Source organism: Streptomyces sp. NPDC033131, from assembly GCF_055578365.1.
In genome coordinates this window covers 23,030-44,894 of the sequence record NZ_JBVIPA010000008.1, presented here as the reverse complement: position 1 = coordinate 44,894, position 21,865 = coordinate 23,030, and the positions used below count along the sequence as shown (strand labels likewise).

General features: G+C 72.6%; 17 protein-coding genes and 1 pseudogene. 7 read left to right on the top strand and 11 right to left on the bottom strand.

Features of this window, described 5'->3' with window-relative positions:
• Window positions 1–13: 13 nt before the first annotated feature.
• The 4 genes from ACZ5XS_RS13170 to ACZ5XS_RS13155 form a co-directional block, all read right to left on the bottom strand.
• A complete protein-coding gene (locus ACZ5XS_RS13170) occupies window positions 14–1,471 on the bottom strand; it encodes an NCS2 family permease (protein ID WP_468650651.1) in 1,458 nt (485 codons plus the stop codon).
• Between the two features lie 312 nt (window positions 1,472–1,783).
• The gene (locus ACZ5XS_RS13165) at window positions 1,784–4,180 is read right to left on the bottom strand and encodes a xanthine dehydrogenase family protein molybdopterin-binding subunit (RefSeq protein WP_468650650.1); all 2,397 of its coding nucleotides are present in this window, start codon (window positions 4,178–4,180) and stop codon (window positions 1,784–1,786) included.
• Window positions 4,181–4,182: 2 nt separating this feature from the next.
• A complete protein-coding gene (locus ACZ5XS_RS13160; RefSeq protein WP_468650648.1) occupies window positions 4,183–4,767 on the bottom strand; it encodes a (2Fe-2S)-binding protein in 585 nt (194 codons plus the stop codon).
• Window positions 4,767–5,666 carry an FAD binding domain-containing protein gene (locus ACZ5XS_RS13155; protein WP_468650646.1) on the bottom strand — a complete coding sequence of 300 codons (900 nt, stop codon included), beginning with the start codon at window positions 5,664–5,666 and terminating at the stop codon, window positions 4,767–4,769. Before ACZ5XS_RS13155 ends, ACZ5XS_RS13160 begins: the two co-directional genes overlap by 1 nt.
• A 376-nt stretch (window positions 5,667–6,042) precedes the next feature.
• Between ACZ5XS_RS13155 and ACZ5XS_RS13150 the strand changes: the two genes are divergently transcribed.
• Window positions 6,043–7,719: a PucR family transcriptional regulator gene (locus ACZ5XS_RS13150; protein WP_468650644.1), complete on the top strand. Its 1,677-nt coding sequence runs from the start codon at window positions 6,043–6,045 to the stop codon at window positions 7,717–7,719.
• Window positions 7,720–7,857: 138 nt separating this feature from the next.
• Complete coding sequence (locus ACZ5XS_RS13145) at window positions 7,858–8,637, top strand: hypothetical protein (protein WP_217237509.1); 780 nt, start codon at window positions 7,858–7,860, stop codon at window positions 8,635–8,637.
• Window positions 8,638–8,873: 236 nt separating this feature from the next.
• On the opposite strand, the gene ACZ5XS_RS13140 is transcribed toward ACZ5XS_RS13145, so the two are convergent.
• Window positions 8,874–9,674 carry a GntR family transcriptional regulator gene (locus ACZ5XS_RS13140; protein ID WP_468650642.1) on the bottom strand — a complete coding sequence of 267 codons (801 nt, stop codon included), beginning with the start codon at window positions 9,672–9,674 and terminating at the stop codon, window positions 8,874–8,876.
• 156 nt (window positions 9,675–9,830) lie between these two features.
• Between ACZ5XS_RS13140 and ACZ5XS_RS13135 the strand changes: the two genes are divergently transcribed.
• Window positions 9,831–10,700 carry a (2Fe-2S)-binding protein gene (locus ACZ5XS_RS13135; protein WP_468650641.1) on the top strand — a complete coding sequence of 290 codons (870 nt, stop codon included), beginning with the start codon at window positions 9,831–9,833 and terminating at the stop codon, window positions 10,698–10,700.
• A gap of 302 nt (window positions 10,701–11,002) precedes the next feature.
• Window positions 11,003–12,046: a DUF2637 domain-containing protein gene (locus ACZ5XS_RS13130; RefSeq protein WP_468650639.1), complete on the top strand. Its 1,044-nt coding sequence runs from the start codon at window positions 11,003–11,005 to the stop codon at window positions 12,044–12,046.
• 85 nt (window positions 12,047–12,131) lie between these two features.
• On the opposite strand, the gene ACZ5XS_RS13125 is transcribed toward ACZ5XS_RS13130, so the two are convergent.
• Together ACZ5XS_RS13125 and ACZ5XS_RS13120 are read right to left on the bottom strand one after the other, a co-directional pair.
• Window positions 12,132–12,584, bottom strand: coding sequence for an ATP-binding protein (locus tag ACZ5XS_RS13125; protein ID WP_468650637.1), 453 nt, complete (start codon window positions 12,582–12,584; stop codon window positions 12,132–12,134).
• 612 nt (window positions 12,585–13,196) lie between these two features.
• Entirely contained in the window at window positions 13,197–13,847 is a 651-nt protein-coding gene (locus ACZ5XS_RS13120; RefSeq protein WP_468650635.1) for a hypothetical protein, read from the bottom strand.
• A gap of 218 nt (window positions 13,848–14,065) precedes the next feature.
• Here ACZ5XS_RS13120 and ACZ5XS_RS13115 point away from each other — a divergent pair, with 218 nt between their 5' ends.
• Window positions 14,066–15,421, top strand: a complete 1,356-nt coding sequence (locus ACZ5XS_RS13115) for a helix-turn-helix domain-containing protein (protein ID WP_468650633.1) — start codon at window positions 14,066–14,068, stop codon at window positions 15,419–15,421.
• An 11-nt stretch (window positions 15,422–15,432) separates the two neighbouring features.
• On the opposite strand, the gene ACZ5XS_RS13110 is transcribed toward ACZ5XS_RS13115, so the two are convergent.
• The gene (locus ACZ5XS_RS13110) at window positions 15,433–17,415 is read right to left on the bottom strand and encodes a protein phosphatase 2C domain-containing protein (protein WP_468650632.1); all 1,983 of its coding nucleotides are present in this window, start codon (window positions 17,413–17,415) and stop codon (window positions 15,433–15,435) included.
• Between the two features lie 210 nt (window positions 17,416–17,625).
• On the opposite strand from ACZ5XS_RS13110, the gene ACZ5XS_RS13105 reads away from it, so the two are divergent.
• Together ACZ5XS_RS13105 and ACZ5XS_RS13100 are read left to right on the top strand one after the other, a co-directional pair.
• Window positions 17,626–18,108 (top strand): DUF456 domain-containing protein, encoded by a 483-nt coding sequence (locus ACZ5XS_RS13105; protein WP_468650630.1) that lies wholly within the window; start codon window positions 17,626–17,628, stop codon window positions 18,106–18,108.
• A gap of 202 nt (window positions 18,109–18,310) precedes the next feature.
• Window positions 18,311–18,676: pseudogene (locus ACZ5XS_RS13100) on the top strand (PPOX class F420-dependent oxidoreductase); the annotation flags it as partial.
• 25 nt (window positions 18,677–18,701) lie between these two features.
• On the opposite strand, the gene ACZ5XS_RS13095 reads toward ACZ5XS_RS13100, so the two are convergent.
• From ACZ5XS_RS13095 to rsgA, 3 genes are all read right to left on the bottom strand, one after another.
• Complete coding sequence (locus tag ACZ5XS_RS13095) at window positions 18,702–19,190, bottom strand: methylated-DNA--[protein]-cysteine S-methyltransferase (protein ID WP_468650923.1); 489 nt, start codon at window positions 19,188–19,190, stop codon at window positions 18,702–18,704.
• 50 nt (window positions 19,191–19,240) lie between these two features.
• Window positions 19,241–20,644, bottom strand: a complete 1,404-nt coding sequence (locus ACZ5XS_RS13090) for a DNA-3-methyladenine glycosylase 2 family protein (protein WP_468650921.1) — start codon at window positions 20,642–20,644, stop codon at window positions 19,241–19,243.
• A 90-nt stretch (window positions 20,645–20,734) separates the two neighbouring features.
• The gene (rsgA, locus tag ACZ5XS_RS13085; RefSeq protein WP_468650628.1) at window positions 20,735–21,847 is read right to left on the bottom strand and encodes a ribosome small subunit-dependent GTPase A; all 1,113 of its coding nucleotides are present in this window, start codon (window positions 21,845–21,847) and stop codon (window positions 20,735–20,737) included.
• Window positions 21,848–21,865 lie beyond the last annotated feature (18 nt).

The window sequence follows — 21,865 nt, the reverse complement described above, 5'->3', positions numbered from 1 at the left end:
TCGGCGCGGGCGGCTAGTGCACGCCCAGCCAGCTCTCGATCGGGTCGAGGGCGAAGTACACCAGGAAGATCGCCGTCAGTCCCCACATGAAGGCGCCGATCTCCCGCGCCTTGCCCTGGGCGGACTTGATGGCCACGTACGAGATGACACCGGCGGCGACGCCAGCGGTGATGGAGTACGTGAACGGCATGATCACGACGGTCAGGAAGACCGGGATCGCGGTGGCGCGGTCGGCCCAGTCGACGTGCCGGGCGTTCATCATCATCATGGCACCGATCACGACCAGGGCCGCGGCGGCGACCTCACCCGGCACGATGGCCGTCAGCGGGGTGAAGAACAGGCAGGCCGCGAAGAACAGGCCCGTGACCACGGACGACAGTCCGGTACGGGCGCCTTCGCCGACGCCGGTCGCCGACTCGACGAACACCGTCTGGCCCGACGCGCCCGCCACGCCGCCGATCGCACCGCCCGCGCCGTCGATGAACAGCGCCTTGGACAGGCCCGGCATCCGGCCCTGCTCGTCGGCGAGTTTCGCCTCGGTTCCGACGCCGATGATGGTGGCCATCGCGTCGAAGAAGCCGGCCAGCACGAGGGTGAACACGATCATGCCGACGGTCATCGCGCCGACCTCGCCCCAGCCGCCGAACTCGACGTCGCCGAAGATCGAGAAGTCCGGCATGGAGACCGCTGTGCCGTGCAGTTCGGGGGCGCCGCTCGCCCACTGCCGGGGGTCGATGACGTCAAGGGCGTTGAGGATGACGGCCAGTACGGTGCCGCCGACGATGCCGAGCAGGATCGCGCCGGGGACGCCGCGCGCCTGCAGCATGAAGATCGCGAGGAGGGTGACGGCGAAGAGCAGCACCGGCCAGCCGGCCAGTTCACCGGCCGGTCCCAGGGAGACCGGGGTCGCCTTGCCCTGGTGCACGAAACCGGCCTTGTAGAAGCCGATGAGGGCGACGAACAGGCCGATGCCCATGGTGATCGCGTGCTTGAGAGCGAGCGGGATCGCGTTCATGATCATCTCGCGGAGCCCGGTGACGACGAGCAGCATGATGACCACGCCGTACATCACGCACATGCCCATCGCCTGCGGCCAGGTCATCTGGGGCGCGACCTGGGAGGCGAGGACTCCGGAGACGGAGAGCCCGGCGGCGAGGGCGAGGGGCACCTTGCCGAAGAAGCCCATCAGGAGCGTGCTGAGGGCCGCCGCGAACGCGGTCGCGGTGATCAGCGCCTGCTGGCCGAGCGTGTTCCCCGCCGCGTCCTTGCCGGACAGGATCAGGGGGTTGAGCAGGAGGATGTACGCCATCGCCATGAAGGTGGTGACGCCGCCGCGGACTTCGCGTGCGACCGAGGATCCTCGCCGGGAGATGTGGAAGTACCGGTCGAGCCAGGACCGTCCGGCCGGGACGCGGGTGCCTTCTCCCGCGTCTTCGGCGACGGTCTGCGGCTCCAGGGACTGCTGGGTCATGTGGGCCTGCTCCCAAGGTTCAAAGGGACACCCGCGGGTTGCCTTCGGCGACGGGCGGGTTTTGGGGAGGTGCACGACCCGGGGGACGGCCCGAGACGAACGGGGTACTTGCGTGGTGGGTTCGTGGGCGGCTGCGGGTGCGTCGGGGCTGGTCGCGCGGTTCCCCGCGCCCCTGAAAAGGCCGGGGCTGCGCCCCGTGCTTTTCAGGCCCGAAGGGCCGTGCCTTCAGGGGCGCGGGGAACTGCGCGAGAAGCCCCACTCACCCGCACCCGCCACGAACCGCAACCACCCGAGCTCTTACGCGACGCCCGACTACACCGCCGTCAGGTGTTCCGGACGGACCGGCGTGCGGTTCAGCTCCAGCCCGGTCGCGTTCCTGATGGCCGCAAGGACCGCCGGGGTCGACGACAGGGTGGGGGCCTCGCCGACGCCGCGCAGCCCGTACGGGGCGTGGTCGTCGGCGAGTTCGAGCACGTCGACGGGGATGGTCGGCGTGTCGAGGATGGTGGGGATCAGGTAGTCCGTGAAGGAGGGATTCCTGACCTTCGCGGTCTTCGGGTCGACGATGATCTCCTCCATGACCGCCACGCCGAGACCCTGGGTCGTGCCGCCCTGGATCTGGCCGATGACGGACAGCGGGTTGAGCGCCTTGCCGACGTCCTGGGCGCAGGCCAGTTCGATGACCTTGACCAGGCCGAGCTCGGTGTCGACCTCGACGACCGCGCGGTGCGCGGCGAAGGTGTACTGGACGTGTCCGAAGCCCTGCCCGGTGCGCAGGTCGAAGGCCTCGGTCGGCCGGTGCCGCCACTCGGCCTCGACCTCGACCGACTCGTCTTCGAGTACGTCGACCAGGCCGGCGAGGACCTCGCCGCCGTCGGTGACGACCTTGCCGCCCTCGAGCAGCAGCTCCGCCGTCGCCCAGGCGGGGTGGTAGGAACCGAACTTGCGGCGGCCGATCTCCAGGACCTTCTCGCGCACCAGCTCGCAGGAGTTCTTGACGGCGCCACCGGTGACGTATGTCTGACGCGACGCGGACGTCGAACCGGCGCTGCCCACCTGGGTGTCGGCCGGCTTGATCGTCACCTGGGCGACGCCCAGCTCGGTACGGGCGATCTGCGCGTGCACGGTCACGCCGCCCTGGCCGACCTCGGCCATCGCGGTGTGCACGGTGGCCACCGGCTCTCCGCCGACGACCTCCATACGGACGCGAGCGGTGGAGTAGTCGTCGAAGCCCTCGGAGAAGCCGACGTTCTTGATGCCGACCGCGTAGCCGACACCGCGTACGACACCTTCGCCGTGGGTGGTGTTGGAGAGGCCGCCCGGCAGCTCGCGTACGTCGGCGGCCTCGCCGGCGGCGAGCCACTGCCGCTCCGGCGGCATGGGCATCGCCTTGACGCGGCGCAGGAGTTCGGCGACCGGGGCGGGCGAGTCGACGGTCTGGCCCGTGGGCATGAGGCTGCCCTGCTCCATCGCGTTGAGCTGACGGAACGCGACCCGGTCCATGCCCACCTTGTCGGCGAGCTTGTCCATCTGCGCCTCGTAGGCGAAGCAGGCCTGGACCGCGCCGAAGCCGCGCATGGCGCCGCAGGGCGGGTTGTTGGTGTAGAGGGCGATGGCCTCGATGTCGACGTTGTCGACGACGTAGGGGCCCGCGCCGAGCGAGGCGGCGTTGCCGACGACGGCCGGGGAGGCGGAGGCGTACGCGCCGCCGTCCAGGACGATCCGCGCCTTCAGGTGGGTGAGCCTGCCGTCCTTGGTCGCCCCGTGCTCGTAGTACAGCTTGGCCGGGTGGCGGTGGACGTGCCCGAAGAAGGACTCGAAACGGTTGTAGACGATCTTGACGGGCTTGCCCGTGCGCAGCGCCAGCAGACAGGCGTGGATCTGCATCGACAGGTCCTCGCGGCCGCCGAACGCGCCGCCGACGCCGGACAGCGTCATCCGCACCTTGCTCTCGGGCAGACCGAGCACGGGCGCGATCTGGCGCAGGTCGGAGTGCAGCCACTGGGTGGCGATGTAGAGGTGGACGCCGCCGTCCTCGTCCGGTACGGCAAGGCCCGACTCGGGGCCGAGGAAGGCCTGGTCCTGCATGCCGAAGGTGTACTCGCCCCTGACGACGAAGTCGGCCTTCTTGGCGGCCTCTTCGACGTCACCGCGGATGATCGGCTGGCGGTGCACGATGTTCGGGTGCGGGACGTGCCCGACGTGGTGGTCGTCGCGGCCCTCGTGGATCAGGATCGCGTCCGGCGCGGTCGCGGAGGCCTCGTCGGTGATGACGGGCAGTTCCCGGTACTCGACCTTGATCTTCGCGGCGGCGCGGCGCGCGGTCTCGGGGTGGTCGGCGGCGACGATGGCGACCGGCTCGCCGTGGTGGCGGACCCTGCCGTGGGCGAGGACCGGGGTGTCCTGGATCTCCAGGCCGTAGTTCTTCACCTCGGTCGGCAGGTCGTCGTACGTCATGACGGCGTACACGCCGGGCAGGGCGAGCGCCTCGCTCGTGTCGATGGACACGATCTCGGCGTGCGCGACCGTGGAACGCAGGATCTGCCCCCAGAGCATGTCCTCGTGCCACATGTCGGACGAGTACGCGAACTCGCCGGTGACCTTGAGGGTGCCGTCCGGGCGGAGCGTGGACTCGCCGATGCCGCCCTTGGTCTTCGAGCCCTGGGTGACCTTGGTGGGAGTCCCGATGGGGGCGCCGTTGCTCGGCATGCTCAGACCGCCTCTCCCTGTCGGGCGGCCGCCAGGCGGACCGCGTCCATGATCTTCTCGTAGCCCGTGCAGCGGCACAGGTTGCCCGACAGCGCCTCGCGGATGTCCGCGTCGGTCGGGTTCGGGTTGCGCTCCAGCATCTCGTCGGCGGCGACCAGCAGACCCGGCGTGCAGAAGCCGCACTGGACGGCGCCGGCGTCGATGAACGCCTGCTGCACCGGGGAGAGTCCGGTGCCCTCGCCGGTCTGCGAGTCGTGCCCCTCGGCAGCCCACTCCCGGGCGTCCTGAAGGGACGTACCGCAGGCACCGGACGCACAGCCCCCGTGCTCGGCACGCTGCTTGGCGAACTCCGCCAGCCCCTCGACGGTGACGACCTCGCGGCCCTCGACCTGTCCCGCGGCGACCAGACAGGAACACACCGGCACACCGTCCAGCCGGACGGTGCAGGACCCGCACTCGCCCTGTTCACAGGCGTTCTTCGAACCCGGCAGGCCGAGCCGCTCCCGCAGCACGTACAGCAGGGACTCGCCCTCCCACACGTCGTCGGCTTCCTGCGGACGGCCGTTGACCGTGAAATTGACGCGCATTACGCGGCACTCCCCTTCTGCTGTGTCCGACCGTCGGTGCCGCGGTACGACTCCCAGGTCCAGGTGAGGGTGCGGCGGGCCATGACGCCGACCGCGTGGCGGCGGTAGCTCGCGGTGCCCCGGACGTCGTCGATCGGGTTGCAGGCGCCGGCGCACAGGTCCGCGAACTGCCTGGCGACCGACGGGGTGATGATCTTCCCGTTGTCCCAGAAGCCGCCTTCCTCCAGCGCGGCGTTCAGGAACTCCTCCGCGGCCTTGGCACGGACCGGGGTGGGCGCGGCCGACCCGATCCCCGTGCGCACGGTCCGCGTCTTCGGGTGCAGGGCGAACCCGAACGCACACACGGCGATGACCATGGCGTTGCGGGTACCGACCTTCGAGTACTGCTGCGGCCCGTCCGCCTTGTCGATGTGCACCGCACGGATCAGCTCGTCGGGCGCCAGCGCGTTGCGCTTCACGCCGGTGTAGAACGCGTCGATCGGAATCCGGCGCGATCCTCGCACCGACTCGACCTCGACCTCCGCACCCGCCGCCAGCAGGGCGGGGTGGGCGTCACCGGCCGGGGAGGCGGTACCGAGGTTGCCGCCGACGCCGCCGCGGTTGCGGATCTGCGGGGAGGCGACGGTGTGCGAGGCGAGAGCGAGACCCGGAAGCTCGCCCCGCAGGTGCTCCATGATCTTCGCGTAGGGGACGGAGGCCCCGAGCCGCACACTGTCCTCGCCGACCTCCCACTCCTCCAGGTCGCCGACGCGGTTCAGGTCGAGCAGGTACTCGGGCCGGCGGTGGTCGAAGTTGATCTCGACCATCACGTCGGTGCCACCCGCAATCGGCACAGCGGTGGGGTGCTCGGCCTTCGCGGCGAGCGCCTCCTCCCAGCTGGCGGGGCGAAGGAAGTCCATGACCGGCTCTCTTCTTCGTCTCGTGGGTCGTACAGATCGAGCCAATCCGTGTGCGGCGGGCCCGGCTCGTTCATGGGCTGTTCACGCGGAGTCAGGCCAGTACACAGCGCCGTGCGCCGACCGGGTCAGTCACGGAAACCATGAAGGAGTTGGCTGGCCAGGGCGGTCATCTTGTAGATTCGTATGAAAGGAGGTCATCGGCAACCTCCCCGTTTTCCTCCGGAAACGCGCGGCACACCCCGTGTGACCTGGAACACGGCCGGAATGCGGCTCCGGAACGGCGAGCACCGCTCGTCCGCCGCCGGACGGACACCTCGTCCGCGGACGCTCACACCCATCGTAGATTTCGAGACAAAAAAGAACGGCGGCGACGAGAATGCGGCTGCGCGCACTGCTGGACACCGACGCGCTGGGCCTGCGGCTGCTCGGCGGCGAGGACGAGCTGGACCGCACCGTGCGGGGCGTGATGACCACCGACCTCAAGGACCCCAGCCGCTACCTCTCGGGCGGAGAGCTGGTCCTCACCGGCCTGGCCTGGCGCCGGGACGCCACCGACTCCGAACCGTTCGTACGGCTCCTGGTGCAGGCCCAGGTGGCCGCGCTGGCGGCCGGGGAGGCCGAACTCGGGGCCGTGCCGGACGACCTGGTGGCGGCCTGCGCGCGCCACCGTCTCCCCCTCTTCGCGGTGCACGAGTCGGTGGCGTTCGCGACCATCACCGAGCACGTCGTACGACAGGTGTCCGGGGAGCGGGCCGGTGATCTCGCGGCGGTCGTGGACCGGCACCGGCGGATGATGACCTCGGGCCCGGCGGGCGGCGGCCCGGACGTGGTCCTGGACCTGCTCGGCTCCGACCTGGACCTGCGCGCCTGGGTGCTGTCCCCCGCCGGGCGGCCCATCGCGGGCTCCAAGCTCGCCGGGCCCGCCCTGCCGCCCGACGTGTGCGCCAGGCTCGCGGCCGAACACCTGGCGGCGGTCCGCACGGGCCGGCGCGGCCCGCACCGCGTGCCGCTCGGCTCCACGACCTACTCGCTCTTCCCGGTACGCAGCAGTGGCGGCCGCTCCACCCAGGGCTCCCGGGACGTGCGCGAGACCGTGCTGTCCGACTGGCTGCTGGCCGTCGAGGCGGACGCCGGCGACTGGCCGGAGGAGCGGCTGGACCTGCTCGAGGGCGTCACCCAGCTGATCTCGGTCGAACGCGACCGGCGGGACGCGGCGCGCACGGTCCGCCGGCGCCTCGCCCAGGAGGTCCTGGAGCTGGTGCAGACGGGTGCCGCGCCCGCCGAGATCGCCGCACGCCTGCGGGTGGCCGCCCCCGTCCTCCTCCCCGGCCTCGGCGCGGCCCCGCACTGGCAGGTGGTCGTCGCCCGCGTCGAGTGGCGGGACAGCGAACTGGAGGGCGGGCCGATGGCCCAGTCCCTCCTCGAGGAGATCCTGGTCGACCCGCTGTCGACGGGACCGGAGCCCTCCGACCGGATCGCCGTCGCCCACACCGGGGACGAGGCCGTCGCGCTCGTACCCCTGCCGTCGATGTCCACGGAGCACGACGGCTCGGAGGCCGGGATCCTCGCCGACCAGCTCCTGGAGTCCGTACGGGACCCGCTGTCGGCCGGCCTCGACGACGACGGGCGGGTCACGCTCGGCGTCAGCGCGCCGGTCCACTCGGCGGAGGGCCTGCGCGGCGCCCTGGAGGAGGCCCGGCACGCCCGCAGAGTGGCCGCCGCCCGCCCCGGCCGGGTCTGCGCGGCCGGCCACCAGGAACTGGCCTCCCACGTCCTCCTCCTGCCCTTCGTCCCGGACGACGTCCGCCGGGCGTTCACCGCCCGCCTCCTCGACCCCCTACGGGACTACGACCGCCGCCACCGCGCCGAACTGATCCCCACCCTGGAGGCCTTCCTCGACTGCGACGGCTCCTGGACGCGCTGCGCGAACCGCCTCCACCTGCACGTCAACACGCTGCGCTACCGGGTGGGACGGATCGAGCAGTTGACGAGCCGTGATCTTTCACGCCTCGAGGACAAGCTGGATTTCTTCCTGGCACTGCGAATGAGCTGACTCCTCAGGGCACAACCCGCCTACCAGGACTCCCACGACTTTGTGAAATCCTTCACCCGCCCCCTTGGCCCAGCCGGGCGATCCGTGCTGAGATGCCGCCACCACTCATAGCTCGATGGCGTGCTCGGGGAGGGCAACGTGGCGCATACCGCCATGTCTGGTAACGGAACGACCGCCGGTGACGATCCACTCCAGACCGCGGTATGGCGGCTACGCTCCCGCGCCTGCTGGACAGACGCCGCCGCACTGCTCCAACCGGTCACCGCACCGGCCGCGCTCCAACGTGCCGCCCTGCTGGTGGAACGGTGCCTGTACACCGAGCAGGGCTGGGAGCAGGCCGAGGACGCGCTGCGCACCGCCGAGGCGCTGGCCCACGGCGACGACGAGCGCGGCGCGGCCGCTTGTGAACGCGGGCACCTTGCCTACGCGGCGACGCTGCACGGCGTCCGGGACCGCGCCGACGAGGCCCGGGCGGCACTCGGCCGGGCCGCGGCGCTGATCCCGCCCGGGGCCCCCGGGCGGGCCCTCCTCGACTTCCGGCGGGGGTTGCTGGCGGAGAACCTGGCGCACTCCCCGCAGTCGGCACGGGCGGCGTACCGGCGTGCGCACGCCGGGGCCACCGCGCACGCCGATCCACTGCTCCTGTCCTTCACCTGGCGCCATCTCGCCGGACTCGCGCTGCGGGAGGGGGAGTTGGCGGAGGCCCGGCACGGCTTCCGGGAATCCCTGCGGATCCGCGAGGAGTTGGGGTACCTCGTCGGGACGGCACCGGCACTGGCCTCCCTGGCCGACGCGGAGGTGGACCCGGAGGCCACGCGCCTACGGGAGGAGGCCCGGCGCCTGTTCCGCCTCCTGGGAGGCGTACCGACCTGGCTCTCCCGCCAGTTGACCCCGGCCCCCCCGGCGGCAACGGCGTAACCCGCCCGACGCGGCCGGCCGAAAGGCGGGGGTGTGCGCTCCCGCACTCGCGTACGGCGGCAAGGGGCCGTGTCAGGGGGGGTGTCCGCCCGCAGCGGTTGGCGCGTCGACGCGGGCACCTCGGTAGGCAACCGATTCCGCGCCGTTCCGAGGACGGACACCCCCCGACACGGCCCCGACCCACCCACCACAAGGCGCAACGCGCACCCAATACCCAACACCCGGCACCCGCCCCGTCAGCGAGCACCCGTGAAGTGCTCCCCCGCCAGCGACCGCACCACATCCAGGTCCCGCGCGATCAACGCGTCCAGCAGGGCCGCGTGTTCCGCCGCGTCAGCCACCAGTTCGGCCCGCCTCCGCGGGGCGGGCGCCCCGACCAGGGGCCACTGGGCGCGGCGGTGAAGGTCCTCGGCGATCTGGACCAGCTGTTCGTTGCCCGACAGCGCGAGCACCGCGCGATGGAAGGCCCGGTCGGACTCCGCGTAGGTCGCCGGGCACCCGGTCGACGCCGCGCGAACGGTCGCCTCGGCGAGGGGCCGCATCTCGGCCCAGCGTTCGACCGGCACCGTACGGGCGAGCCGCATCATCACGGGGACTTCGATCAGGGCACGGATCTCCGCGAGTTCGGCCAGCTCGCGCGTGCCCCGCTCGACCACCCGGAACCCGCGGTTGGGAACGACCTCGACGGCGCCCTCCAGCGCGAGCTGCTGCATCGCCTCCCGGACGGGCGTCGCGGAGACCCCGAAGCGCTCCCCGAGCGCGGGGGCGGAGTAGACCTCGCCGGGCCTGAGCTCACCGGCGACCAGTGCGGTACGCAGCGCGTCGAGGATCTGCCCGCGCACCGAGGACCGCTGGACGGCGGGGCGGGGCCGGGGCATGGGCGTTTCGCTGTGGGTGTGTTCACCGCGGACGGCGGTGCCCCACTCCCGGTTCACCTCGGCGGCCCGGGACTGCGGCGGCACCCGGACGGCGTCCGCGGGAACGCCGGAGAACCCGGGCACTCCCGCCTCGGCGGAGCCCTGCGCGCCCTGCTTCACGGGATCCTCCTCCGGACGTGTCGGTACTTGGGGTCATTACGGCGTCTTGTTACTCGCCCGTCAAGCAGATTAGGGCATAACCCGACAGTTCCCATGCCGCACACTCTGGATAAGGTAAGCCTTACCTCTACAGCGACCCCGAATCGATGGTGCCGGATGCCCGCCTCGCAGCCCACCCCCCGCTCAGCCGTCGCAGACGCCTACGCACGCGTCACCGAGGTTTTCCCGACCCTGACAGTCACGGAACTGCACCCCGACGAGCGGCTCCCTCGCGGCGACGGCTGGGTCGCCGCCGCCGAGCTCGCGGAGGCCGGCCCCGGCCTCGAAGGATTCCTGGCCCGGGACGACGCGCAGGTGCTGCGGGACCACGGCCGCCCCGGCCGCCCGGACGTGATCGCCAGTTTCGGGCTGCACCGGTACGCCTGGCCCGCCTGCCTCCTGATCACCGCGCCGTGGTTCCTGCACCGCCGGGTCCCGCGCTACCCCGTGACACACGTCTCGTACGACCGCACCCGGGGCCCCATGTCCTTCGCCGTGCACCCCGGCCCCTTCGCCTGCCTGCCGGACGACCCGGCGGCAGCGCTGCCCGGCGCCCGGGTGGTCCCCGACGAGGAGGCCCTGCGGGCCGAGGTGCGGGCGGCGGTCGCCGAGCACATGGAACCGGTGCTGGCCGGGTTCGGGCCGCGGATGCGACGCCGCGGCCGCGCCCTGTGGGGCATGGTGACGGACGAGATCGTCGAGGGCCTCTGGTACGTCGCCGAACTGCTCGGCGAGAACGAGCACCAGCACGAGCAGCGACGGGCCGAGCGCGAGCTGGAACTCCTCCTGCCGGGCTCGACCAGGCCGTACGTCGGCTCGGCGGCCTTCCGGAGGCTGGCCGGACCGAACGGCGAGTCGCTGCCCACCCGGGACCGGGCGAGCTGCTGCATGTTCTACACGCTGGAGCCCGAGGACACCTGCGCCACCTGTCCGCGTACCTGCGACGCGGACCGGGTCGCCAAGCTGACGGCACTCGCGGCGAGTTGAGGGACCCTCGGGTCGGGCCGGGATCAGGCGTCCCGTAAGCTCACTCGCGACTGGGACACCCTCGGGTTACAGGCACTTCACATTTTCCTCACCGGCCGCAGTAACTTTCCGTGGAACCACCCGTACGGGTAGTCTTATTCGAACTCAACTCCCGCCCCTCAAGCGGCAGTTCGAGCAGAACGCCGCCCTGGGCATCCCCTTGCACTTCCTTGGCGGCCTCTTGCCCCGAAAACGCCTGAGGGCCGTTGGGATTGGGCCACTATGGCGGGCGTTACGCCCTATCCCAATGCAAGGGACCCCAGATGAGACTGACCGACATATCGCTGAACTGGTTGCTTCCGGGCGCCGTACTGCTCCTGGGCATGCTGGCGGCGGTTGCGGTGCTCGCGCGTGGCAAGCGCACCTCGGGGAAGGACGCGAGCGCGGACGACTCGTGGGAGCGCAGCGAGGAGCGCCGCAGGCGCAAGGAGGCCATATACGGCACCGCCTCCTATGTACTGCTGTTCTGCTGTGCGGCGGTTGCCGCCGCACTCTCCTTCCACGGCCTGGTCGGCTTCGGCCAGCAGAACCTCAACCTGTCCGGCGGCTGGGAGTACCTGGTCCCGTTCGGCCTCGACGGCGCGGCGATGTTCTGCTCCGTGCTCGCGGTGCGCGAGGCCAGCCACGGCGACGCGGCGCTCGGCTCCCGGATACTCGTGTGGACGTTCGCGGGCGCGGCGGCCTGGTTCAACTGGGTGCACGCGCCCAGGGGCATCGACCACGCGGGCGCCCCGCAGTTCTTCGCCGGCATGTCGATGTCGGCGGCCGTACTGTTCGACCGCGCGCTGAAGCAGACCCGCCGGGCCGCCCTGCGCGAGCAGGGCCTGGTGCCCCGTCCGCTGCCGCAGATCCGCGCCGTCCGCTGGATGCGGGCCCCGCGCGAGACGTACAAGGCGTGGTCGCTGATGCTCCTGGAGGGCGTGCGCAGCCTGGACGAGGCGGTCGACGAGGTCCGCGAGGACAAGCGCGAGAAGGAAGCGGCCCGCATGCGGCGCCGTGACAAGGAGCGGGTCGAGCGCGCGCAGCTCAAGGCGATCAGCCGGGGCCACCGCGGTTTCGTCGGCCGCGGCCGCCAGTTGGAGGCGCAGGCGACCTTGGAGCGTGGCCCGTCGGACCGCACCACCGCGGAGCCTGCCATATCGCCGGAGCAACTCCCCGCCGCACGCCAGCGGCCCTCCCTGCAGCCCGTTCGCACCGCATCTGACCCCATCACCGTCGATCTCACCGCGGAGGACGACACCATGGCCCTGCCGCGTCTCGACTCCCTTGAGCGCAAGCTCAAGGACCTGGAGCAGCAGTTCGGCTAGAGGCAACCGGGTTCACGGGACGGGGTGCGGCTCAGGCGAGCCGCACCCCGTCCCGTTCGGTTCGCGTTCCGGTCGACGTCCTGGTTCAGGCGACGCCCGCGTCCAGCTCGAACCACACCGCCTTCCCCACCCCGTGCACCCGCACGCCCCACGCGTCCGCGAGGGACTGCACGAGGACCAGGCCCCGGCCGTGCGTACCGTCGTCGGCGTTCGGTACGCGCAGTCTGGGCCTGCGGGAGACGAAGTCCCGCACCTCCACCCGCAGACCACGCGGTCCGACGGTGGCCGTCAGCAGCGCGTCGTGGTCGGTGTGGATGATCGCGTTGGTGACGATCTCGCTGGTCAGGAGTTCCGCGACCTCGGCCCGTCCGGGCCTGCCCCAGTGCCGTAACAGCTCGCGCAGTGCTCTGCGCGCCTCGGGCACCGCTCTCAGGTCCGCCCGCCCGAGTCTGCGTTTGAGCTGCGGCGCCGGCGCCTCGTCCATCGCGCTGTCGGCCCTGTCCTCCACTGTGTCCGCCGAGAAGGCCCCTCTTGCCATGGGACCGCCTCCTCGTACCTGCCTCTTCATGACCCCCGCCCGCGTGCCGATGTCGGTTCCCCTCCTGCTCGAACACGTTCACGGGGATCCATGCCCCTGTGGGGCTCCCGACAGTCATGTCGAATAGTCAACGACCAGGTGTTCGGCCATCCTTGAGTGTTCTCGGGGCCGTCATGGGCCGTCATGGGCCGTCATGAGGCCGTCCTGGGGCCGTCCGCCACAACGGGTCTCGTGGTCCACGACGTCCCGGGTACGGTGCCGGCCGCCCGGCGAAAACAGTCCGCACGGCCTCGCGCACTTTCGCCAACGTCACCGCCCCGGCCGCCGACCACCCGAAGCCGGTGTTCGCCGCTCGCAGGCCGGCACTGCGCGCGCACCAGCGGTGGGCCCGGCGACGAGCGCCGACCAGGCAGACCGTACGGCTGGTGAAACTGGCCGGAATCCGCTGGTTCCTTCCTCACGCGGCTACCCGGCCACGTCCGGAACCGGCCGGCCCTTCCGGCTGGAGGGACGGAGCCGCGGGTGTCCCCCACGGGAGACGAGGCGATGCGGGGGCCGCCCGCCCGACCCCCGTGCGGGAGGGCGGCCCCGGCTTCCGCGGCGGTCGTGCGGTCAGTAGAGCTTGTTCACGGCTGTCGTGGTCGTCTTCCTGAACGCCTTCACCGGCGCGTCACCGAGGTCGCCCAACTGCGCCCATTCCACGACGGTGACGGCCCGGCCGTCCCGCCCGACGGACAGGAGCCGGACGTCCGAGGCACCCCAGGACGAGACGGTGTGCAGACCGTGGACACGGGCGCCCTCCTCGACGGGCAGCGTTCCGTAACCCTTGTACGAGGCCTCGGTCTCCGGGTCGGACTGCTCGATGCGCGTCGCGCAGGAGCGGATCTCCTTGTTCATACGCGTGGCGAGCGCCTTGGCCTTGGCGGTGCTGCCGACGACGACGGTGAGCTGCCGGGCGCTCGTGTCGAGGTCGGTGTGGAAGGCGCGGTACCGCGAGTCGTAGGCGAGGAGCGCCTCCTCCAGGCAGAGCCGCAGCTCGTCCGGGACGCCGTCGGTGACCTTGCCGGCGGTCCACGAGGACGTGGGGTGCGGCGGGAGTTCGGCGGCGGCGAGGAACTTCGGTGCGGCGGCGGTCGTCGCCGCGGTGTTCGTCGTGGCGACCGGCGCCTGCTGGGCGTCGGCCTGTACGACGAGTGCGGAGCCGAGCGTGACGCCCGTGATGGCCAGTACGGTGAGCGCGCCGGCTCGGATGCGCTTGGGCATGGGTGTCCCCCGTGAACGAGTGCATGGGTGTGGGATGTGCCGCCACGACGCCGGATGGTCGGTCCGGCGGTCGTCGGTGCGACACCCAGAGCATCAGTGGTCACGGCAGGCGGGCGCAACAGGGGATGCCCGATCCCTCGGGGTGGAACCGTCCCAGCCCATCTGACGTGCAGGTATATGGAGTGCCTGGGATACGGATCCGGGCGGACGGGGGAACGGTGCCGGCATCACAGGACGACGTCGGGGAGTTCGCGGCGCTGCTGACGCGGCTGAAGGAGCGGACGGACCGCAGTTACGGTTCGCTGTCCCGCCGCCTGAACATGAACACCTCCACGCTGCACCGCTACTGCGCGGGTGAGGCGGTCCCCCAGGACTTCGCTCCCGTGGAGCGGTTCGCGGGCCTGTGCGGGGCGTCGGCGGAGGAACGGCTGGAGTTGCACCGGCTGTGGCTGACGGCGGTGGCGGCACGGCAGCGGCCACGGGCCGGGGAAGCGGTGTCCGAGGCAGCCGAGGTTGCGCAGCCACAGCCACAGCCCCAGATGGAGCCACAGCCCCAGCCCCAGACAGAGACGCAGTCACAGACGGAGACAGAGCCAAAGCCAGATGTGCCCCCGGTGGGCGCGGTCCCCGCTCCCGCGCCCCGCCACTGGTACCGGCGCCGACGCACCCTGGTCTCCGCGGCCGTCGCGGCGGTGCTCCTCGTCACGCTGGGCAGTCTGTCGGCCATGCCGTCCGGTTCGCCGGAGGGTGACGACTCCGCACGGTCCTCGCGCGGGCCGTCGTCCCGTACGACCGCGCCGGGCGCCCCGGGCCGCCTTCCCCCGACCGGATCGCCGAGCCCTTCCGCGACCACCGGGTCCCCCTCGGCCGACGCCCCGACGGCGAAGCCCTCCGGAAAGCCGACGGGGAGCCGCAGCCCCTCGGGAAGCCACGAGCAGGACGGCGGGGACGTCCCCGCCGTCCCCCTCACCTGGACCGCCGACTCCCAGGTCTGGGCGCTGGGCTGCGGCCACGACTACGTCATCGACAAGCAGCCCCGGCAGGTCCCCCCGCCTCCCGCCCCGCAGGACGCCGCCACCTGGGCGGGGACCCAGAACGCGGTGCACGGGCACGACACGAACGTACGGATCTCGGTACAGGGACGGACCTCCACGGCCGTCATCCTGGAGGCGCTGCGGGTACGGGTCGTCGGACGCACCGACCCCGCCCCCGGCACCGCCTACTCCATGGACCAGGGCTGCGGCGGAGCCATCACCCCCCGCTTCTTCGACGTCGACCTCGACATCGACCGCCCCATCGCCCGCCCCGTCGAGGGCAACGACACGGGCACTCCCATCCCGGCCATGCGCCTGCCGTACCGCGTCTCCGCCGAGGACCCGGAGGTCCTGCTCGTCACCGCGCGCACCGAGGGCTGCGACTGCCGCTGGTACCTGGAGCTGGACTGGGCCTCGCAGGGCCGCACCGGCACCGTCCGCATCGACGACGCCGGCCGGCCGTTCCGCACGAGCTCCATCAAGGGGCTGCCGCGTTACTGGTACGACGTCTCGCGCCAGTGGGTGGAGAGGACCGGCTGAGGGGCCGGCTGTCACGCCTCCCAGACGGCCGCGGCCGTACGGTCGTCCGCGTACCCCTTGACCCTGACCTGGGCGTCGGCGAGGAACTCGGCGAGTCCGGGCGGGGTGGGCCCGGACCAGCGGCCGGTGAGGTACCCGCACAGTTCGGGTTCGCCGCGCAGCGGTTGGGCGAGGCCGTCGGTGCACATCAGGAGCGTGTCCCCGGGCCGGGCCACCGAGGCACGGAAGCGGAAGGGTTCACGGGGCGGCTCGGGGGCCGGTTCGTACGGGCTCGGGGGTGTCGGGATGCCGAGGTCCATGGTGAGCCGATCGCCCTCGGGGGTCTCGGCCGGCAGTGACCCGAAGCCGACCACCGGCTCGCCGGGGACGTCGAAGACCCGCGGTTCGATGTCCTGCCACTCGCCGCCGCGCAGCCGGAACAGTCCGCCCGCGCCGACGCCGAAGAAGACGCGCGTACGGCACTCGGGGTCGGCGGGCAGGAGCAGGCAGCGCAGGGCGGCGGCGTACTCCTCCGGTTCGATGCCCTGCTCGGCGGCGCTGGCCCGGAGTTTGCCGAGGCTTCGGTCGGTGAGACGGTGCAGGCCCGACTTCAGGTCGCCGCGCCGGCCCGCCCTTATGTCCTCGGCGAGCCTGACGTGGCTACGGCCCACCGCCCGCCCGATCCAGTGGCACGCCTCGGCGGCCGCCCGGTGCGCACCCGGCGTGGCCCGCGCACCGGTCGCCATCGCGACCAGCACCAGGGCGTGCTCCCCCGCCCCGAAGCGTGCGGTGAGCAGGGAATCCCGCCGTGGCTCTCCCCGGTACCGCGCGGAGTCCCCCCGCACGGAGGCCGCCCGCAGCGTGGAGGATCCGTACCGGGCCCCGTCCAGCACGGTGTCCGCGACCAGGTCGTCGAGGTCGTCCGGGTTCGCCGGGGGCAGCGCGGTGGGTTCGGCCTCGTAGGTGGGGGGCCCGGAGCCGACGTAGCCGACGGGCTCGGGCAACGGGACGGGCAGGTCGACCCGGGTGGCGGTCCGGAGCGTTTGCGGGTCGGCGGGGCCGGCCTGGGGGGAGGTGCCGGGACGGTCGTCCCGGGCGTCGGCGGCGTCCTGTTCCGGGGCGGATGCGGCTGCGGCGTCCTGGACTGCGGGGGGCGGCTCCCAGGGAGCGCGCCTCGGCGCTGGACCGGTGGGGCGCGAAGTGGCGGAGGCATTCCCCCCGGCGGGCGCTCCCCGCAGCGCGTCCTGCTCCGGCTCGTCGTCGACGGCCGGCGCGTCGGCCTCGGTGGCCCCCCGCGCGGGCGGGGCGGTGGGCGGCGGTGGGCCGAAAGGGGGTGGTGGCGGAGGGGGCGCGGAGGGAGGCGGGGGTGCGTCCGAGGACATCCGCGGTGCGGCGGTGGTTGTGGTGGGGGGCTCCGCGAAGGTGCGGCCACCGGTCGCGGCGGCCGCACGGCCGGGGGGCGGCGGTTGCCCGGGAGCCGCGCGGTCCCAGTGCGGCGACTGCTCGGCGAACCCCGGGGGCTTCGGGCCGGGCGGGAAGGTGGCGGGCCCCGGAGGCCGGTCGGGCGGCGGCTCCCAGGGAGCCCGCGACCCTGCGAACCCCCCGCGCGCGGGGGGATCCACCGCACCGACGCCACCGGCTCGCGGCGCGCCGCTCCCGGCCCCGGACCCGGGGAGCCGTGGAGCGGCGACCCCGCCCTCCGCGACCCCGGCGGAACCCGGACGTGAACCGGCAACCCCGCGCCCCGGGACCCCGCCGGTACCGGCGTCACCGGACCCTGCCGCAGGCGTCGCGGCTTCCGCGACAGCGGCGCCGCCGGGACGCTGCGCGGGGATTCCGCCCTGGTCCTCTTCCTGAGCCGCGCCGCGTCCCTCCACCGTTCCCGCCGCCGAGGCGAACCGGTCGTCCAGTGAGTCGGGCGTGGGTGTGGGGCCCGTGTCCTCGGTGGTGTCGTCGTACAGCTGCCCCCACCAGTCGTCCTCGTGACCGCTGGGCTTTCCCCCCTGCTGGTTCATGCCCCCAATTGTCCACCGCGCGGGCCGTATGAAAACGGGGCATCCGCAAAATACGGCGGCGCACGGCACGTCGGAAGGGCGTGCCGAGTGAGTAGTCGAACGGCCATACGGCACAAGCGGCCGGGCGGCCCCACCGCCCGTCGCGTCGGCGCACGGCGTGGGCCCGCGCCCTGACCTGCGTCTTCGGCCGCTCTCCGGCACCCTGGACAGATGGGAGTGGTGGATCTCCTGCTGGTCGGCCTGGTCATTCTGTTCGGAGTGGGCGGAGTGCTGGTGCCCGGCGTGCCCGGATCGTGGCTGGTGTGGGCCGCGGTCATGTGGTGGGCGCTGAAGGATCCCAGGCCGCTCGCCTGGGCCGTCCTGGTGGCCGCCACCGTCGCGCTGCTCCTTTCCCAGGTGGTGCGCTGGGCGCTGCCGCCCCGACGGCTGCGGGAGAGCGGCGCCACCGTGCGCATGGGGGTGTACGCCGGCGTGGGGGCGTTCGCCGGCTTCTTCCTGATCCCCGTGCTCGGCGCGATCCCCGGCTTCATGGGCGGCATCTACCTGTGCGAAAGGCTCCGGCTCGGCCGGCACGGCGAGGCGATGGCGGCCCTGCGCACGGCGATGCGCTCGGGCGGCTCCAGCGTGCTGGCGGAGCTGTTCACCTGCCTGTTGATCACGGGGGCGTGGCTGGGCGCGGTGCTGTGGGGCTGAGCCCACGGGGTTCGACCCGCCGGCCCGCCGGCCCACCGCCCCACCGCCCCGCCGCCCCGCCGCCCGTCGGCCAACCGACCGACTCGGGGAAGCTTGCGCTTTCGTTCACATGGGTGTGCGGGTCACCTCGGCCGTCGTGGGCCCCGGGAACCGGGACGAGGGTCCGATGCGCCCGGCGGGCCGGGGTGTTTGGGTGGCTGCCATGACCGAATTCGGCGAGGCCGAGCTCGCCTACCTCAGCTCCCAGCGCCTGGGACGACTGGCCACCGTCGACCCGCACGGCCAGCCCCAGGCGAACCCGGTCGGCTTCCACCCCCGGCCCGACGGGACCATCCTGATCGGCGGCTTCGCGATGGGCCGCACCAAGAAGTGGCGCAACCTCCGGCGGAACCCGAAGGTCGCCCTGGTCGTCGACGACATCGTGAGCCTGAAGCCGTGGCGCGTCCGCGGTATCGACATCCGGGGCGAGGCCGAACTCCTCACGGGCCCTCACGACTTGGGCCCGCACTTCAGCGAGGAGGTCATCCGCCTCCATCCGCGGCGGATCCACAGCTGGGGACTGGAGGACGACGTCTGGAGTCCGCGGAGAGCGCTCAGAGGACGCCTTCGAGAGCGAGGAGCCTCGTCTTGCGCTCCAGCCCGCCCGCGTATCCGGTGAGGGAACCGTCGGCCCCGATCACCCGGTGGCAGGGCCGCAGGATCAGCAGCGGGTTGGCTCCGATCGCGCCGCCGACGGCCCGTACGGCGGCCCTGGAGGCACCGATCCGGGCGGCGATCTCGCCGTACGTCGTGGTCGCGCCGTAGGGGACGGTGTCGATGGCGGCCCAGACCCGCTCCCGGAAGACACTGCCGTCACCGCGCATCTCCAGCCGGAACTCCTTGAGTTCACCGGCGAAGTAGGCGGTGATCTGTTCCTCGGCGGCACGGAAGAGCTCGGGGTCGTGCCGCCAACCGGCTTGGAGGGTACGGCCGTTCTTCTGGCCGGGCACGGAGAGGGAGGTCAGAACACCGTCCGGGCCGGCGGTGAGGAGGAGTTGCCCGACCGGGCTGTCCAGGGTGGTGTAGTGCGTGTCGCTGCTCATCTGCGCTCCGGCGGTCATGGGCACTCCGGCGGTCATGGGTGCTCCGGCAGTCATCGGTACTCCAACTCCCCTGCTGCGCGCAGGTGTTGCACGGCATACGAGCGCCAGGGGCGCCAGCTGTCCGGGGTGTCCGGGCCGGGCGGCGTCACGTCCGGGTCTCCCAGGGCGCGGGTGCGGATGGTGGCGGCGGTGCGGGCGTCCAGGCCGGGCAGCGCCAGCAGGGCCGCCTCGGCGTCGTCGCGGTCGGCGCCCGGGTCCAGTCGCAGGACGCCGTCGGCGAGGGCGGCGGTGAGGGCACCCAGGGTGCCCTCGGGTTCGGCCGCGGTGAGAACGGCGGGTTCCGGGAAGAGGTGGGTGAGGCTGCCGCTGGGGGCGTCCAGCGTCTTGCCGTAGAGCTGGACCAGCCGTTCCGCCTCGGCCCGTCCCACGAGGGCCCGCACGGCGAGCTCCTCCGGGTCGGCGGCGCCCGGCGACCGCAGTCCCGGCCGGGCGGCGACCAGCGGGGCGAGCCGTGCGTCGGTGCCGAGCCGTTCGTCGACGGCGTACGGGTCGGCGTCCAGGTCGAAGAGCCGGCGCAGCCGCTGAACGGCGGTGGTCAGGTCGCGGGGGTCGGTGAGGTGCAGGCGGGTGTCCAGCCAGCCGCCCGGATGGGCGCCGGACGTGGACCTCGCGGCGCCCGGCCGCTCGTCGACGGCGACGATCGCGGTGCCGTGCGGCAGGCGCAGGGTGCGCCGGTACGTGCGTCGCCCGCGCGGCCCGGCCACCTCCTCCACGCCCGCCACCGCCTCGGCCGCCAGCAGGTCGAAGACGGCTGTGGACCGGTACGGGCCCCGGTGGGCGAGCCGCAGCGGGATCCCGGCGGCCGGGGTGGTCGTGCGGCGGGATGCCCGGCCGCCGTGCGGGGCGGCGGCCCGCAGCTCGCTGGGCGTCGAGGCGTACACGTCCCGCATGGTCTCGTTGAACTGGCGCACGCTGGCGAAGCCGGACGCGAACGCGATCTGCGTGACCGGCAGGCCGGTCGTCTGGAGCAGGACGCGCGCGGTGTGGGCCCGCTGGGCCCGGGCGAGGGCGACGGGACCGGCGCCGAGCTCGGTGGTGAGCTGGCGCTGGACCTGCCGGGCGCTGTAGCCGAGCCGTGCGGCGAGTCCGGCGACGCCCTCCCGGTCGACGACACCGTCGCCGATCAGCCGCATGGCCCGCCCGACCACGTCCGCCCGTACGTTCCACTCGGCGGAGCCGGGCACGGCGTCCGGCCGGCACCGCCGGCAGGCCCGGAACCCGGAGCCCTGCGCGGCGGCGGCCGTCGCGAAGAACCGGACGTTGTGCCGCTTCGGCGTCACCGCCGGGCAGCTGGGCCGGCAGTAGATGCCGGTCGTCTCGACGGCGAAGAAGAACTCGCCGTCGAACCGTCCGTCCCGGCTGCGCACCGCTTCGTACCTGGTGTCCTCGTCCATCACGTCATCCAGTGTGGGCCAGGACCAGGGCCGGAGCTGGCGGAAATCGGACGTCGAGCTGCCCTCTTCGGCCGCCCTACGCCCGTGTCCTCATGCCCAGCGTCCCCGCTTCGCCTCCATCGCCGCCTTGCCCTGTGCCCCCTTCCGCTTCCAGTCCCGTTTGATCTCCGCCCGCAGGCGTGCGTCGGTCTTGGCGACGATCCGCTGGTTCTCCCGCATGAGCTTGCGGTAGCTGTCCAGCCGCCGTTCGGCCAGGTCACCGTCCTCGATGGCGGCGAGCACCGCGCACCCGGGTTCGCTCTCGTGCGCGCAGTCGTGGAACCGGCAGCGCGCGGCCAGCTCCTCGATCTCGGAGAAGACCTGCCCGACGCCGCTCTCGGCGTCCCACAGTCCGACTCCCCTGAGCCCCGGCGTGTCGATCAGGACACCGCCGCCGGGCAGGGCGAGCAGGTTGCGGGTGGTCGTGGTGTGCCGGCCCTTGCCGTCCGCGTCCCGGGTGGCCCGTACGTCCATGACGTCCTCGCCCAGCAGCGCGTTGGCGAGCGTCGACTTGCCCGCGCCGGACTGGCCGAGCAGCACGGACGTCCCACCGGAGACGACAGCCACCAGGACCTCCAGTCCGGCCCCGTCCAGGGAGCTGACCGGCAGCACCGGCACGCCCGGCGCGGCCGTCTCGACGTCCTGGACGAGATGCCCGAGCGTCACCGGGTCCGGCACGAGGTCCGCCTTGGTCAGCACGACCAGGGGTTGCGCCCCGGACTCCCAGGCCAGGGCGAGGAACCGCTCGATGCGGCCGAGGTCGACTTCGACGGCCAGCGACACGGCGATGATCGCGTGGTCGACGTTGGCCGCGAGGATCTGCCCCTCGGACCGGTTGGAGGAGGTGGAGCGCACGAAGGCCGTACGGCGTGGCAGGTACGTGCGTACGTAGCGCGGGTTGCCCGCGGGTTCGACGGCGACCCAGTCGCCGGTGCACACGACGCGCATGGGGTCGTGCGGGGTGACGAACGCGGTGTCCGCCCGGACGATCCCGCCGGCGGTGACCACGTCGCACTGTCCGCGGTCGACCCGGATCACCCGTCCGGGCAGGAGACCCTGCTCGGCGAACGGGGCAGACTCGGCCTCCCAGTCCGCATCCCAGCCATACGGCACGAGCGGATGCGAGGAAGACGAGTACGAACCCAGAAGAGAAGAGAAAGACAAGGGGTGACCCTTCACAGG